Consider the following 14737-nt stretch of genomic DNA (forward strand, 5'->3'; position numbering starts at 1 on the left):
GCACCGTAGCCAAGGCTCCCTCAGGACGCAACGCAACACATCGGGAAGCTTCAGGGGGCCGCCATCAACAGGAAGGCAGCGACCGCCGCGGCCAGTAGCAGGGGAATGAGAATCTCCACTGGAAAGCGGTGCTGCATGTGCGCCATGTGCAGGCCCTTCAGCCCGAAACGACGCTGGCGGCGCACTCGAGTCATCACCAGCGACGCCAGCGCGGGCGGGGCCTTCTCGCGCTCCACGCCCTGGAGACGTCGTACGGTGCGCGAATATCCCTCCCACCCCTGGCGGCACTCGTCGCAGCCGTCCAGGTGCGTACGCACCGCCTGCGCCTGGGGGGCGGGCAGCTCGTCGTCGGCGAGCGCGAAGAAGAGGGCCTTGGCCTCGCGGTGGTTCAGGTGCGGGTCCACGTCCGGGAGTCTGCGATGGAATCCACTCATGGCTCAAGCCGCCCCAGGAGGTTCGCCAGCTTTTCGCGCGCCCGGTGGAGCCGGCTCTTCACCGTGCCCTCGGGCAGCTCGGTAATGTCGACGATTTCGTCGTAGCTCAGCCCTTCGATGTCTCGCAGGGCCACCAGCATGCGTGCGTCGGGCTCGAGCTGGGAGATGGCCCACTGCACCCGGGCCCGCTCACGCGCGGACTCCAGCGCGGCATCCGGTGCGGGCGGAGCTCCAGGCCCGTCCACCCACAGGGTGCTCGTCTCGTCGTACTCCTCCGAGCGGCCCCTGCCTCGACGCTTCAGGTACTTCAGCCGGTTGATGCAGTGGTTCTTGGTGATGCGGAACAGCCAGGTGGACAGCTTCGCGTCCTCGCGGAAGCGGCGGACGTTCTGGTGCACGCTGACGAAGATTTCCTGCACCAGGTCGTGGGCTTCCTCGCGGTCCCCCACCATGCGGACACAGAAGTCGTAGAGCCGGTCCTGATGCGTGCGCACCAGTTGCTCGAAGGCCTCGGGTTCGCCCTGGCGTAGCCGGGCCAGCAGGACCGCGTCCTCGCGCCGTGACGCGGTCGCATCCGCGGCCGGCCCGTCCTGTCCGATTTCGAGCACGCCGCCCGGCGACACCAGTGTCCTCCCGCGACAGCCCCTCCGAGGAGGAAGGGCCACTGCCCCTTCAAGCCTATCCCGTTCCCCTGCCCCACCGCGCCTCCGACAACAAGGCGCGGAAAAAGGTTCCCGGGTGTCGGGGGCTAATCCATCGCCGCGTTGCGGTTGGGGTTCTTCACCCCCAACAACTGCGCGGTAATGAACTCCTCCAGGTCGCCGTCCAGCACTGCGTCCACGTTGCCCGTCTCCACACCGGTGCGCAGGTCCTTCACCATGCGGTAGGGGGCCAGCACGTAGGAGCGGATCTGCGAGCCGAAGGAGATGTCCTTCTTCGCGGCCTCGGCGGCGTCGCGCGCGGCCTCGCGCTTCTTCATCTCCAGCTCGTACAGGCGGCCTCGCAGAATCTTGAAGGCCATTTCCTTGTTGGCCGACTGCGAGCGCTCCGTCTGGGTGGTGACGATGATGCCCGTGGGAAGGTGGCGCAGCTGAGCGGTGGAGGACGTCTTGTTCACCTTCTGTCCACCCGCGCCGCTGCCTCGGATGAACTTCAGCTCGATGTCCTTCTCGGGGAGGTCGATCTGGATGGCGTCATCCACCTCCGGGTAGACGTCCACCGACGCGAAGGCCGTCTGCCGCCGCGCGTTGGCGTCGAACGGGGAGATGCGCACCAGCCGGTGCACGCCCACCTCGGCCTTGAGGTAGCCGTAGGCGAAGTCGCCTTCGATGCGCAGCGAGACGTTCTTGAAGCCCGCCTCCTCGCCCGGCACCTCGTCGCTGATCTCCACCTTCCAGCCCTTCGTCTCGCAGTAGCGCGTGTACATGCGCAACAGCATGGCCGCCCAGTCCATCGAGTCGGTGCCACCGGCGCCGGCGTTGATGTCCATGAAGCAGCTGCTGCGGTCCTGCTCGCCGGACAGCATGCGCGCCAGCTCCAGCTTCGCGACGTCGCCGTCCAGCCCCGCGAGCGAGCCCTCCGCCTCCCGGGCCGTGTCCTCGTCGCTCATCTCCGCCGCCAGCTCCAGCAGCGTCTGCGCGTCGTCCAGCCCGCGCATCACCCTGTCGTAGGAGGCCACGCCCGCCTCCAGCGCGGACTTCTCCTTCAACATCGACTGCGCCTTGGTGTTGTCGTCCCAGAAGGTGGGCAGCGTGCTCTCACGCTCAATCAACGCGATGCGGGACCGCTTGCGGTCCAGGTCAAAGATGCCCCCGGAGCGCCAACACGCGCTCCCGAAGGCCGTTGATCTTCTCCATCGAATCGTTCGCCATGTCTTGTTCTCCGCGGGCGCGCGGTGCCGTCAGCGGCCACCGCGTGGAAGTAGGTTGAAAACGAAAGCGTCAGGGCGTCTTGAGCGGAGCGACGGTGTCGCCACGGTCCGCTGACGCGCGGTGGGTCCCGGTGAAGCGCGCGAGGACACGGTCCAGGCTGAAGGCCCCCGCCATCCCGATGGAGATGGGCAGGATGAGCGCGATGAGCCGCCCGTTGTCCTGGTCGAACGGCGGGAAGAGCTTGAGCAGGATTCCCAGCACCGCCGTCACCGTGAGCACGCCCCAGACCGTGAAGAGCCGGGCTCGCGCCTTCGGGTTGCCCCGCATCAGCGACACACCAAAGGGCACCGCTAGCAGCGTCAGCGGGTTTGCCAGGAACAGGTTCTCGTTCCGGTAGACCACCGTGTGGTCCGTCACCAGCCACATGACGAAGAGCGCCGTGCCTGGAATGCCCAGCACCAGTCCCAGCAGCGCGTTCTCCAGACCGAGCAGCACCCGCGCCAGCCGGCTCCCCCGCTTGCGCTCCCAGGCAGCCAGTCCCAGCGCCCCGCCGCCCAACATCAGGCCCAGCGCGAGAAGCCAGGGGCCCCAGGCGGGCGGCTCGGCGGGGGGACGCGCGCGGTCGGGCGACGCGTAGTAGTTCCAGCTCCTGGCCACCAACGGCCGGGACTGACCATCCTCGCCCTTCAGCTGGAGCGCCGCCACCTGCGTCTCCAACTCGTCCGGGAGGAAGGCCTCCTCCCAGCGGGTGATGGGGTGGTCGATCTCATCGTTCATCATGAAGTCGAGCAGCACGCTCATCGGCGCATTCACCGACGTGTAGCGCCGCGTGTGCTCGCGCAGCGTCATCCGGCCCGGGGCCCGGTCCGCCTCGCGGAGCTGTCCACCCGTGGCCCCGTCAATCATGTCCCGCAGGCGCGTGACACAGTTGTCGTTGTAGTGGTGATACAGATACTCGCGATTCTCCGGCAGGACGTTGTCGGCCAGTCGCTTGGCGACCTGCTGTCGCTGCTCCGGAGTGAGGTTCAGCTCCTGGATGCGGACGTCGCGGTCCTCGGCTCGGTAGAAACCATAGGTCCTGTCGACGCGCGCCTGCCCGACCCAGAACTCCAGCCGTCCCATCGCGAAGCGAGCGAGCATCGCGTCGTCGAAGGAGAACATCCCGTAGTTGTAGAGGCGCGCCACGCCGAGCCGGCGGTCCTCCACCACCAGCGAGCCATGTCCCCACCACGAGGGCACATCGTCGCCCGGGCTGAAGGTGGCCAGCGAGATGACGAGGTCCTCGCCCTGGCTCTCCCCCGTTCCCCAGGGAGGCACCAGGTCCGAAGCAGCCGCGCGCGCGGGAGCCGCGAGCAACAGGCCGAGCAGGCAGAGAGCGATGAGCGACAAGCGAGGCATGGCTTTGTCCAACACGCGGGAGGCGGCCTACCTATCATGCACGCCGTCCGACTCAATCGACAGGATGCCGGATTGTCCGCCAGGGGGCCGTGCGAGGCCCCTACATCAGGCTGCGGGCCCGGCGGGCCTTCGCGTCCACCTGGAGCGAGTCCGCCACCATGCCGCGCTCCCCCAGAAGCTCTTCCTCCAGCGCCGCCATCCGCTTCGCATCGCGCGGGCGCTCGTGGTCGTGTCCCAGGAGGTGCAGCAGCCCGTGCGCCAGGTAGCGCGCCATCTCCGACTCCAGCGTGCGGCCATACTCCTTCGCCTGTCGCTTCGCCGTGTCCAGGGAGATGACCACGTCGCCCAGCGGGCGCGGACCTGGCGTCCCCCGGGGCTGCTCGCCCGCGGGGAAGCTCAGGACGTCCGTCGCCTTGTCCTTGTCCCGCCAGGTGCGGTTGAGCCGACGAATGGCGCGGTCATCCACCAGCGACAGCGACAGCTCGCAGTGGGCCAGCGACAGGCGCTTCAGGTAGTCCCGGGCCCACGTCGTCAGGAGCCGGCCGAACTCCTTGCCCTGCCCGTGCGCGACCTGCACCGTCACCACGTTCTCCTTCTCCCGGGGCGCCGGCGCTTCCATGTGCGCGCGCTCCGGACGGAAGGCCGGCGCGCAGACGGACCAGTAGTCACACGCGCCCTTGCCGTCGTTGCGGTACACCACGCGCTTGCCGCGCGGCACCATGCCCACCTCGCCCGCGGGGATGCGCTCGCGGCGGCCCTCCACCACCAGCGTCAGCTCGCCCTTGAGGACGATGACCACCTCGTCGAACTCGGGTCGCTGAGCCGGCTCGGCCCAGCCCGGAGGCGCCAGCATCCGCGCCACGGACGCCGCATCCGTCCCCGTCGTCGCCGCGCCCACGAACTCCTCGATGCGCTTGCCGTCATCCCTCGGGATGACCTTGCCCTTGCGAAGTCTCACGCCGTCACTCCCCGCATCCCACTCACAACGCCCCCGCCGAGCGAGGCTTGTCCTTCGCCTCCACGGCCTTCCCACCCGCCACCACCAGCGGCGGCGCCTTGCCGCCCCCCACCGCACCGGCCGGATAGACGGGACGCGTGTGGTAGATGCCCTCCAGCGTGTGCAGGAAGGACTGGGAGATGAGGTTCAGGTCCTTCAGCGTCAGGTCGCACTCGTCCAGCTGCCCCTCGGAGAAGATGAGGTTGATGATCTTCTGCACCTGCGCATGCAGCTTCGTGCTGGTCGGGTCCGTCATGGACCGCGTCGACGCTTCCACCGCGTCGGCGATCATCACCAGCGCCGCCTCGCGGAACTGCGGCTTCGGTCCCGGATAGCGGTAGATGCTCTCGTCGATGGGCGGCGCGCCTTCCTTGCCCTCCTGCTCCTTCAGGGCCTTGTGGTAGAAATACCCCACCGTGCGCGTGCCGTGGTGCTGCGGAATCGCATCCGCCACCAGCTTGGGAAGCCGGTACTGCCGCGCCATCTCCAGCCCCTCCGTCACGTGGCGCTTGATGATGACGGCGCTCATCGCGGGCGCGAGCGCGTCATGACGGTTCTCGCCCTTCTGGTTCTCCCCGAAGTACAGCGGATTCCGACCCTTGCCGATGTCGTGGTAGTACGCGCACGAGCGCGCCAGCAGCGGATTGGCGCTGATGGTCTCCGCGGCGTTCTCCACCAGTGTGCCGATGATGATGGAGTGGTGGTACGTGCCGGGCGCCTGGACGATGAGTTCCTTGAGCGCCGGGTGGTTGAGGTTCGCCAGCTCCAACAGCTTGATGTCGGACGCGTAGCCGAACGTCATCTCGATGAGCGGCGTGAGCGCCATCACCATGACGGGGACCGCGAGTGACGAACCGATGAACGAGCTCACCGCGGTGATGGCCGTGTCCGCCGACAGCCCCTTGCCCTCCACCAGGAACAGGAAGAGCACCGCCACCGTGTTGGCCGCGCCCGTGACGAGTCCCGCCCGGAAGATGCCCACGCGGTCCTTCGCCTTGACGATGCGGTCGGCGGCCACCAGCGAGCCCACCAGCGTGTAGATGCCAAACGCCAGCGAATTGCCCAGCATCACGCCCGCCAGACAGGCGAAGACCATGGCGAAGAAGAGCGCCAGCTCCTGCGTGAGGATGAAGCGCACCAGCATGGCGCCGGCCGCCACCGGGAACACGTAGTAGAGCGCCTCGATGGGCAGCGCCGTGTACCGGTCCTGGATGGCGTCCGCGATGGACACCCACAGCTGCAACAGGGCCAGCGTCCCCACGAGCAGGATTCCCAGCAGCAACCCGTCCTTGCGGGTGGGCCGGAAGCGGCGGAACGCGCTGATGCAGAAGAAGTACGAGGCGACCACCAGCAGCGCCACCAGCCCCGTGCCCCCCAGTTGCACCTGCACCAGGTCCAACCGGTCCGTCTCCGCGCGCATCCCGCGCAGCACGACGAGGTGCCCCTCGTTCACCAGCTCGCCATCACCGATGACACGCTGGCCCTTCTTGATGGAGATGACCGCGTCCTTCACCGCCTGCGCGGCCTGGTGACGTCGCGCGTCCGTCTCCGCGATGTTGATGGTGAGGTTGGGCCGCACCAGCCGCTTGGCCAGCCGCAGCACGGCGCGGCGCTGCACACCTGGCGCGTCCGGGAGGAGGTTGCCGGGGATGGAGGCGAAGCGGTCCAGCTCCTGGTGCGCCTCGCGAATGTCCACCACCTGCGGCGCACCGTTGGGCAGCGTGTCCTCACCCTTGTTCACCACGTCCCGGACGGTGAGCCCCTGCGGCGCCTCTCGCGCCAGCTCCTCCCGGGAGCCCGCGACGTGCACGGGCCCCTGCTCCGAACGGTAGGCCCGCTCCAGAAGCACCAGCGTGGCGGCCTCCACCTCTTCCGAGAACCCCTTCCCGTAGAGCGCCTGGAAGTCCTCCGCCTCCAGCCCCGCGTCACGCTGGCCGAAGAGCAACTCCTGGAGCTCCGCCTGCATCGACTCGCGGCCTCGGCGCTCGCGCTCCACCTGTTCCGGGGTCGGCGCGGGGTGGCGGCGCGGCTTCTTGCCGTCCTCCGGCTCGACGGCCGGCTGGGCGTCCGTCAGCTCCGTGAGCCGCTCCCGCATTGTCGCGAAGGAGGCTCGGACCACGGTGCGCAGATGTCCCACCACCGCGGGGTTCAGGTCATAGACGGGTTTGACGGCGGCCCGGGCGTCCTGGCGCCGCTGGGTCGTCATGGCCCGGTGGACGACCTCGTAGTCGCGCGCGGCCTTGAAGCCCGCGGGAGAGCTGGCCCGGAAGGGCTTGCCGAGGTTCTCCTCCGCGAGCGCGGGAATCTGCTGGCTGTAGAGGCCCGGGGAGATGACGAAGCCCGCCCCCACCGAGACGGCCAGCAGGAGGAACACCTGGACCGCACGCCGCCCCCAGACGCCTTTTCCCAACCCAAGGCGTGCTGCGAGCGCGTCCAACGGACTGGGCGCGGGGGACTGCGGTTCCGGTTCGTCCATGGAGGTCCTCACCCTAGATAGGGGCCGTGGCTCCATCAAGGCCGCAGCGCCCCGGAAAATTCACGGGGGCGGAAATACGAATGCCCGCCCGCCAGGGTACGGGCGGGTGGGCATAGGTAGGCCAGAGCCCGAAGTTCAGCCGACAGCGGCCTCGGGAGTCACGGGAGCCAGGGACGCGGCCCCCTTGTCCAGCGTCGAAGCGGAGTGGGCGGCCGCGCGAGCGTGCTGGGCCTCCTTCTGCGCCAGCTCCGCCTTGTCGTAGGCGCGGATGACCTCCTGGACCAGCGGGTGCCGGACGACGTCCACGTCGGAGAACTCCGCGAAGTGGATGCCTTCGATGTTCTTGAGCACCGTCCGCGCGTGATTCAGGCCGGACATCTTCCCGGTGGGAAGGTCCACCTGCGTCACGTCGCCGGTGATGACGGCCTTGCTGTTGTAGCCCAGGCGCGTCAGGAACATCTTCATCTGTTCCACGGTGGTGTTCTGCGCCTCGTCGAGGATGACGAAGGCATCGTTGAGGGTGCGGCCGCGCATGAAGGCCAGCGGCGCCACTTCCACGACGCCCTCTTCCACCAGGGTCGCCGCGCGCTCGGCGGCCATCATGTCGTGCAGTGCGTCGTAGAGCGGACGCAGGTAGGGATTCACCTTCTCCTGCATGTCGCCAGGCAGGAAGCCCAGCTTCTCACCCGCCTCGACGGCGGGACGCGCGAGGATGATGCGCTTGACCTTGCGCTCCTGGAGGAAGGCCACGGCCATCGCCATGGCCAGGTACGTCTTGCCCGTACCCGCGGGGCCCACCCCGAAGACGATGTCGTGGGCGCGGATGGCGTCCACGTAGCGCTTCTGGGCGATGCTCTTCGGAGCAATCTGCCGGTTGCCGGAGCTCTTGAGCACCGGGCCGAGCATGACCTCCTGGAGCGACTCCGCGCCCCGGCCGAGCACCTTGATGCCCTGCTCCACGTCCTCGCGGTACAGGGGGCGGCCCGCGCGAATCATCCCCTCCAGGTTCTCCAGGAGGCGCACGGAGAAGGCCACGGCGTCAGCGGGGCCGGACAGATGGAACTCCGTGCCCCGTTGTCCCACCCGGACCCCGAGGCGCCGCTCCATCAGCTTGAGGTTTTCGTTCTGGTTGCCGCACAGCGCCATGGCCGTCTCATTGTCCCGAACGTCCACCTTGGCGGAGGTGGTCGAGACGGCTGCGGTCGCTTCCAACGTGGCGGGATTTCGCAATGCGTGTCGTTCCTCGGTCGGTACCGCTGTCTTCAACGTAACGCCGCCCCCCAGGCTCCGAAAGACGACTTTGGGTGAAGGCTAGCGCAAGGGTGGCAGGAGGACGAACCGCCGAGCGGCCAGCCGCCGGTAGTAGTACTCCTCCCGCCAGGGGTATCTGAGTTCCTCCGAACTCAACAAACCAGCTTGCACCAAAGCATCCAATCGCTCTGGCAGCTCACCGCGTTCCAGACGGAACACTTCCAGCGCGGCCTCGATTCGGACGCGTTGGGCATCGGAAACATGACGCTGCGCCGCGGCGTCGGCGAACGCGGTGGCCGCGCGCGTGCGCTCCGGATCCGCCAGCGCCACCCTCGACACCACCACCGCCAGCACCGCCAGCACGCCCATGGTGGCGATGACGCGTCCCACCGCGCCCCCCAGGCGGGAGAGCAGGCGCTCGTCCCCTGGCGCGGGAGCCCGAGCCCCCTCGGGGTGGATGACACGCACGTACTCGCCTCGCACGAGGTTGTGCAGGGCCTTGCAGGTCTCGAACTCGCCCAGGCAGCAGACGTCCACCAGCTTTCGCAGGTCGCGGCCCAGCGCGATTTCGTCATACACGCGCCGCTCGGTGGTGGCGATGACGCCCAGCTCCCCACCCTCCTCGCCCTCGCGAGGCGGGGGCAGCGCCTTGATGCGCTCGAAGGAGAGGTCGTCGCGGTGGATGGACTTCCGGATGACGGGCCACTCGTCCACCATCCGGAAGCCCTCCATGAGCACCGTCTCGGCGCGCAGGGGGCGGATGGCCTCGGCGTCAGGCTCCACCGGCTCCTGGATGAACTCGTAGGTGCCGGCCTTCCAGGTGAAGAGGCGGTAGAGCGTCTCCGTGGCCTGCAACTGCATCATCGACTGGAAGCGGTCCGCGGTGAGGGCCTGACTGGAGACGAGCACATCGCCCAGTCGCTTGAGGGTGCGCCGCTGCGTCTCCAGCGCGGCCTCCAGCTGCGTCTCGGTGATGAGTTCGGCGCGCACCAACATCGCGCCGATGAGGTCCTTGCGCTTCCGGGTGACGCTTTCGACCTTGATGATGTGGCCGTCGCGAAAGCCGATGCGGACTTCCTGGTCCTTGTTGTCCAGTTGGAGCGAGCCCGTCTTCTGCTGCTGCCCGATGAGCTGCAGGATGTCGCCGATGCCGAAGTCCTTGAGCGTTCCCTTCAGGGACATGGTTTCACTCCCCTTGCCGCAGCCGGTGCAGGCCGCGCAGCGACAGCAGGTGGACGCTCACCAGCAGCAACACCGCCGGCACCAGCTTGAGATACAGCGGCGCGTCCCCATGGGGCGCTCGCACCAGTCCGTGGTGCAGCAGCGTCGCGGCCAGCGCGAAGAGGAAGAGGAAGGCATACAGCGCGCCGCGCACCGCGCCTCCAGAGAACACATGCCCGGCGCCCGACAGCACCGCGCCCACCGCATACGTCACCCGGCCCGCCCACGCCTGATGACGCTGCACCTGATCCGCCTTGCGCTGCCGCAGTTGCTGCGGCACCAACCCCCGGCGGGAGAAGACGTTCACGCACTGACCGCACTGAGCGCTGCCGATGCCCAGCTCCGGATCACACCGCACGCAGACCGGGCGGCCACAGCGCTCGCACACCTTCGCGGCCCTCAGCCTCTGTGCCAGGAGGCCCCAGAAGACCAGCAGCACCGCCGCCACGGCCGGCAGCGCCCAGGCCACCGGCCCTGGCTCCACGCCCGGCAGCAGCCAGCGCTCCAGCTGCGCCTCCACCCGCCGCCCCGCTTCTGTTCCATCCGCGAGCGACAACCACTCCGACTCCGGCAGCGCCGGCGCCAGCATCAGCAGGTTCAACAGCAGCCGGTCCTCCGGGGGTGGCTCGCGCCGGAGCAGCGCGCCGTCCAGCGCCTGCGCGGAGGCCGTGGCGGTGGTCACCCGCTCCATCGCCTTGCCCACCTGCTCGTCCGGCAGCGTCTTGGCCTGTCGGCGGTAGACCTGCGCGATGTTGTAGTGCGGGGCCGCCATCTGCGGATCCGCCTGGGACGCCTGCACGTAGAGCTGCGCCGCCCCATCCACGTCCCCCAGCCCCACCAGCGCGTTGCCAAAACGGGTCAACAGCCGGGCATCCCCATTGCGCACGGCCGAGGCCGCCTTGAAGTGCAGCCGGGCATCCTCCAGCAGTCCTCGACGTGACTCGTACTGCCCCAGCGCCGCCAGCTCCGGGAAGGTGGCCGCGCGCGCTTCGTGCCGGGCCTTCACCCGAGCCATGGCGCCCTCGGCGGACAGGCCGCCGCGCTCCAGCAGATACACGTCCTCGGCGGGCGTGCCCGCGAAGGCCGTCACCCGGGTGAGCTGTCCCGCGGCCAGCGGCGTCAGCCCCAGTCCCGCCATCAGCACCGCCGCCACCACCCGCTCCTGCCGGGTGAGGTAGGGCACCACCACCGCCAGCAACACGAGCAACCGGGGCACCAGACCCATTCCCAGTGTCAGAGGCAGGCCCAGGAGCAACACCCCCAGCAGCGCGGACTGCCACCGGGCCACCGCGCGCGGCAGCAGGTGGTGGAAGTCGTGCAACGCGTAGCGCACCCGCCGAAGGAACAGCAGCCCCACCAGCGCCACCGCCGTGGCCGACCACGCCAGCAGCATCAGCGAGCCGAGGTCCGCGAGCGCCGGTCCGCGATAGCGAGGGTCCAACGCCATCGACACGAAGGCCGCTCGCAGCTCCCCCAGGTAGCGGCCCGGCTCCGCCGGGGACGACAGCGCGTAGAGCTCCGCCAGCCCGAAGCGCGTGAGCGGCAACCGGGGCGACAGCTCCACCGCCAGCTCCGCCAGCCGAAGCGCCCCCCCCATGTCACCCGCTCGCCTGCGCACCTCCGACTCGCGCAGGAAGCCGATGCTGATGGGCTCCAGGTCCGCCGCGAGCAGCTCGCGCTTCAGCGTCACCAGCTCCTGCTGCGCCTTCTCCGCCGTGGCGGAGTCATTCGTCGCACGCGCCTGCCGCCACCGGTCCCACACCGCCAGCACCTCGTCGTCCGACACGCGAGGCGCCAAAATGGGACTGAGCACCGGCCTGGGCGCGATGACGACGGGAGGCGGCTCGACCGGAGCAGGCGTCACGGCGGTCTTCGAGGGAACCGGGACGGCCGGGGCCTTCCCCTTCGCGCCCCTCGGGGACTTCCGGGGGACGTCGTCCGGGTCGGACTCGGACTCACCGTCGTCGACGGCACCCTCGTCGGCCGGCTCGGTCGTGTCGTAGGACTCGTCCTGGAGGTCGGGCTCGAGCGGACCGGGGTCCACCTCCTGGAGCCGCGTGGGCGCCTCGAGTTGAGCGGATGCCAACGCCGGAGTCAGGAGCAGCAGGCCCCAGAGGATCAGGGAGGAAAGCGGGAGGCGGATCATCCAGGGCTCGGATGATAGGCGAGCCCGGCCGAACCACGAAACGGAACGCCACCGCTCCCGCCTTTCCGGATGAGGCCCACGGCCCGCGTGTTAGAGGGACGCACGTCGCGGGACTGTCCCCGCCAGGAGGCGACCGTGAGCGAAGCGAGCACCCCCGGGACGGAGCTGGAACGTCTGGTGGCCATCATGAAGAGGCTGCGCGCCAAGGACGGCTGCCCCTGGGACAGGGAGCAGGACCTGGGCTCGCTCCGGCCCTACCTCGTCGAGGAAGCGTTCGAGGTCCTGGACGAGATGGACCGCGTCGCCTCGGGCGGGCCCTGGTCCCCCCTGTGCGAGGAGCTGGGCGACCTGCTCTTCCAGATTGTCTTCCACGCCCAGCTCGCCGCCGAACTGGGCGAGTTCACCATGGCCGACGTCAGCAAGGCCATCAGCGACAAGCTCACCCGCCGACACCCCCACGTCTTCGGCGACCTGCGCGGCGTGGACGGCTCCGAGCAGGTCCTGGCCAACTGGGCCAAGCTCAAGGCCGATGAGCGCAAGAGCAAGACGGGCAACGCGGGCTCCGTCCTGGACGGGGTGCCCACCGCCGCGCCCGCCCTCCTGCGCGCCGAGCGACTGACCGAGAAGGCCAGCCGCATCGGCTTCGACTGGCCCGACCTGGCCGGCGTGCGTGGCAAGCTGGCCGAGGAGCTGGTGGAGCTGGACGAGGCCATCGCCTCCGGAGAGCGCGACGCCATCGCGCACGAGCTGGGAGATGTCCTCTTCTCACTGGCCAACCTCGCGCGCTTCGTGAAGACACCCGCCGAGGATGCCCTGCGCATGGCCATCCTCCGATTCACCTCCCGCTTCCAGCACATCGAGTCCGCCCTGAACTCCGAGGGTGTCCCCTTTGGCGGCGCCACCCTGGAGCACATGGAGCGCCACTGGCAGGCCGCCAAGGCGAAGGAGAAGTCCCTCCCTCCTCCCATGTCGCTGCCCCGCGCTCCGGTCTCCACGCTGCGCCTGGGCGTGGCGGACCTGGACGCCCAGCGCGCCTTCTGGGACTCGCTGGCCCCCACGCTGGGCTGGATCACCAGCCGCCCCGGGCCGGACGAGGCTCGCTACGAGGACGGCTCGCTGCGACTCATCTTCCAGCGCGCCTCCACCTCCTCCGCCGTGGGCACCCGCTTCACCCTGGAGGCCCCCTCCGCCCGCGCCGTGGAGCGACTGCGGCAGGAGGTGGAGCAGGCCCTCCCGGACGGAGTCCTGATCTTCTCAGCCGGAAATCTGACCTTCCGGGATCCGGCCGGGTTGGTGTGGGAATACACCCCCTTCTCCGGATGATTCCCCCCGCGTACCCGCTGATCCGCGTCCAGAGTCCGGAAAACCCGGCTGGACGCGCACGCCCGCCTTGACGCCTGCGAGGCGTCGCAGTAAGGACGGCCCCTCTTTTTAGCCTGCCTTTCGCTGGAGATTTCTCTTGGCCAACACCAAGTCCGCAGAGAAGCGTCACCGTCAGTCCCAGAAGCGCCGCGCCCGCAACGTCACCGTCCGTTCGGACGTGAAGACCGCGGTGAAGTCCGCCCGGGAGGCCATTGGCACCAAGGATGGCGCCAAGAAGACGGATGCGCTCAAGGCGGCTTCCAAGGCGCTGAGCAAGGCCGCGACCAAGGGCGTCCTGCACAAGCGTACCGCGTCCCGCCGTATCTCCCGCCTCGCCAAGGCCGCCACCAAGAGCGCGCGTCAGGCCTGATGCACCAAGGGGACTCCTCGGAGTCCCCTGCGCAGTTTCGGAAGCAGGCTCCCCGGGAGGAGGCATCCGCCTCCTCACCAGGTGCTGGCCAGCCGATCAAACCCGTCGTGCATGAGCACTTCCGCCAGCCGGTCCATGGCCGCCTGACGGTTGGACTCCGCCTCGAGAATGTCTCCACTCCCCGGCCGATAGTCCTCGGTCCCTGAGATGACCGTCTCCTGGGGCTGCTGACCATCGCGCACCAACCGCAGCCGCACCGTGGCGGAGACGCGGAAGAACCCCTCGAGGATGGTCGGCGAGCTCCACAGCACGAGCACCGTCCCCTCGACGCGCGCGTCGCACGCCCCCCCGCTCCCCAGCCGCCCCACCCGCGTCAGCTCCTGACGGAAGTAGCGCGTGAAGAGCGTCTCGAGCGCGGGCTCCGCCGTGTCATTGCCGAAGATGGGCGCGCACACGGTATTGACGCCCGCGGGCAGGCCCGAGCCGCGCGGCGTCAGGCGATAGCCACACCCTGAAAACAACGCCGAGCAACCCGTCAGCAACACGGCCAGGTGGAGACGCCGTGAGGCACTCCTGAAGGGAAGCGACATGGCCGGCACCCTACCCGCCCGAAGCACTCCGTCAAGCGCGAGGGCCCTCGGGCGGCTCCGATGAGGGCGCGGTGAGCACGGCCCCGCTCGCATCCCTCACCACGACGCCTCGGGCCTTCACCGCGCCCGCCAGCGTGCTCCAGGCACCCAGCAGTCGCTCGTCCCGCTCAGAGCCCCGCCGCGCCAGCCCCAGGGGCCAGCGCAGCCGCCCTCCGGTGGACGTCTCCAGCACCAGCGCGTGCACCCGACACACCGCCGCCAGCAGGCCACCCAGCGCCGCCAGGCCGAACATCACGAGCTTCAGCGGGAGCCCCACGGCCACGAACCCCACCACCGCGAAGCCGCACAGCACCAGGGCCTCGAAGAAGGGACGCGACTCCAGCGTCAGCGCCCGGAGCTGGATGAGTTCCACGATGAGCGGGGGGACGGCGTCGGCCGCGCGGTAGGTGAGGCGCCCGCCCTCTCCGACGAGGGAGCGCCCTCCCCCCAGGTCCGCCGAAAGGAAGGGCCCGAGCGGTGTTGGCATGGGCGCCTCCGGGAGCGGGGCGCCGCAGGAGATGCACCGCGCGCCGCCCGCCGGTTGGGGCTGGCCGCACGCGGTGCACATGACGAGGACCTCGG

General features: G+C 69.3%; 13 protein-coding genes. 2 read left to right on the top strand and 11 right to left on the bottom strand.

Going from position 1 to position 14737, the window contains the following annotated elements; translation table 11 throughout:
- Positions 1-50: 50 nt before the first annotated feature.
- The 9 genes from HUA78_RS42735 to HUA78_RS42775 form a co-directional block, all read right to left on the bottom strand.
- Positions 51-434, bottom strand: a complete 384-nt coding sequence (locus tag HUA78_RS42735; protein WP_141647330.1) for an anti-sigma factor — start codon at positions 432-434, stop codon at positions 51-53.
- Positions 431-1057 (bottom strand): RNA polymerase sigma factor, encoded by a 627-nt coding sequence (locus tag HUA78_RS42740; protein ID WP_141647331.1) that lies wholly within the window; start codon positions 1055-1057, stop codon positions 431-433. Before HUA78_RS42740 ends, HUA78_RS42735 begins: the two co-directional genes overlap by 4 nt.
- A gap of 125 nt (positions 1058-1182) precedes the next feature.
- A protein-coding gene (gene prfB, locus HUA78_RS42745) for a peptide chain release factor 2 (protein ID WP_246137653.1) occupies positions 1183-2305 on the bottom strand; the annotation gives its coding sequence in 2 pieces (ribosomal slippage) (positions 1183-2235 and positions 2237-2305; 1122 coding nt in all).
- Positions 2306-2374: 69 nt separating this feature from the next.
- The gene (locus HUA78_RS42750) at positions 2375-3703 is read right to left on the bottom strand and encodes a DUF4105 domain-containing protein (protein ID WP_174478832.1); all 1329 of its coding nucleotides are present in this window, start codon (positions 3701-3703) and stop codon (positions 2375-2377) included.
- A 100-nt stretch (positions 3704-3803) separates the two neighbouring features.
- Positions 3804-4661, bottom strand: a complete 858-nt coding sequence (gene ybeY / locus HUA78_RS42755) for an rRNA maturation RNase YbeY (protein WP_141647334.1) — start codon at positions 4659-4661, stop codon at positions 3804-3806.
- A 22-nt stretch (positions 4662-4683) separates the two neighbouring features.
- Positions 4684-7176 (bottom strand): HD family phosphohydrolase, encoded by a 2493-nt coding sequence (locus HUA78_RS42760; RefSeq protein ID WP_174463722.1) that lies wholly within the window; start codon positions 7174-7176, stop codon positions 4684-4686.
- A gap of 135 nt (positions 7177-7311) precedes the next feature.
- A complete protein-coding gene (locus tag HUA78_RS42765) occupies positions 7312-8406 on the bottom strand; it encodes a PhoH family protein (RefSeq protein ID WP_174463723.1) in 1095 nt (364 codons plus the stop codon).
- Positions 8407-8487: 81 nt separating this feature from the next.
- The gene (locus tag HUA78_RS42770; protein WP_174458866.1) at positions 8488-9609 is read right to left on the bottom strand and encodes a DUF4388 domain-containing protein; all 1122 of its coding nucleotides are present in this window, start codon (positions 9607-9609) and stop codon (positions 8488-8490) included.
- Between the two features lie 4 nt (positions 9610-9613).
- Positions 9614-11794, bottom strand: coding sequence for a tetratricopeptide repeat protein (locus HUA78_RS42775; RefSeq protein ID WP_174458867.1), 2181 nt, complete (start codon positions 11792-11794; stop codon positions 9614-9616).
- A gap of 186 nt (positions 11795-11980) precedes the next feature.
- On the opposite strand from HUA78_RS42775, the gene mazG reads away from it, so the two are divergent.
- The gene (mazG, locus tag HUA78_RS42780) at positions 11981-13117 is read left to right on the top strand and encodes a nucleoside triphosphate pyrophosphohydrolase (RefSeq protein ID WP_254624218.1); all 1137 of its coding nucleotides are present in this window, start codon (positions 11981-11983) and stop codon (positions 13115-13117) included.
- A 136-nt stretch (positions 13118-13253) separates the two neighbouring features.
- Positions 13254-13526 carry a 30S ribosomal protein S20 gene (rpsT, locus tag HUA78_RS42785; protein ID WP_141647340.1) on the top strand — a complete coding sequence of 91 codons (273 nt, stop codon included), beginning with the start codon at positions 13254-13256 and terminating at the stop codon, positions 13524-13526.
- A gap of 74 nt (positions 13527-13600) precedes the next feature.
- On the opposite strand, the gene HUA78_RS42790 is transcribed toward rpsT, so the two are convergent.
- Positions 13601-14116 carry an LptE family protein gene (locus HUA78_RS42790; protein ID WP_174458869.1) on the bottom strand — a complete coding sequence of 172 codons (516 nt, stop codon included), beginning with the start codon at positions 14114-14116 and terminating at the stop codon, positions 13601-13603.
- A gap of 31 nt (positions 14117-14147) precedes the next feature.
- On the bottom strand, positions 14148-14642 hold the full coding sequence (locus HUA78_RS42795) for a hypothetical protein (RefSeq protein WP_174478833.1): 495 nt from the start codon (positions 14640-14642) through the stop codon (positions 14148-14150).
- Between the last annotated feature and the right edge of the window lie 95 nt (positions 14643-14737).

It is taken from the genome of Myxococcus sp. CA033, assembly GCF_013336625.1.
Classification (GTDB): domain Bacteria; phylum Myxococcota; class Myxococcia; order Myxococcales; family Myxococcaceae; genus Myxococcus; species Myxococcus llanfairpwllgwyngyllgogerychwyrndrobwllllantysiliogogogochensis.

What these genes read in the sequence shown, in the direction of transcription:
- HUA78_RS42750 (WP_174478832.1), bottom strand. Translation starts at nt 3,703, where the DNA reads ATGCCTCGCTTGTCGCTCATCGCTCTCTGCCTGCTCGGCCTGTTGCTC.
- mazG (WP_254624218.1), top strand. Translation starts at nt 11,981, where the DNA reads ATGAAGAGGCTGCGCGCCAAGGACGGCTGCCCCTGGGACAGGGAGCAG.
- HUA78_RS42790 (WP_174458869.1), bottom strand. Translation starts at nt 14,116, where the DNA reads ATGTCGCTTCCCTTCAGGAGTGCCTCACGGCGTCTCCACCTGGCCGTG.
- HUA78_RS42775 (WP_174458867.1), bottom strand. Translation starts at nt 11,794, where the DNA reads ATGATCCGCCTCCCGCTTTCCTCCCTGATCCTCTGGGGCCTGCTGCTC.
- HUA78_RS42760 (WP_174463722.1), bottom strand. Translation starts at nt 7,176, where the DNA reads ATGGACGAACCGGAACCGCAGTCCCCCGCGCCCAGTCCGTTGGACGCG.
- HUA78_RS42735 (WP_141647330.1), bottom strand. Translation starts at nt 434, where the DNA reads ATGAGTGGATTCCATCGCAGACTCCCGGACGTGGACCCGCACCTGAAC.
- HUA78_RS42770 (WP_174458866.1), bottom strand. Translation starts at nt 9,609, where the DNA reads ATGTCCCTGAAGGGAACGCTCAAGGACTTCGGCATCGGCGACATCCTG.
- HUA78_RS42795 (WP_174478833.1), bottom strand. Translation starts at nt 14,642, where the DNA reads ATGCCAACACCGCTCGGGCCCTTCCTTTCGGCGGACCTGGGGGGAGGG.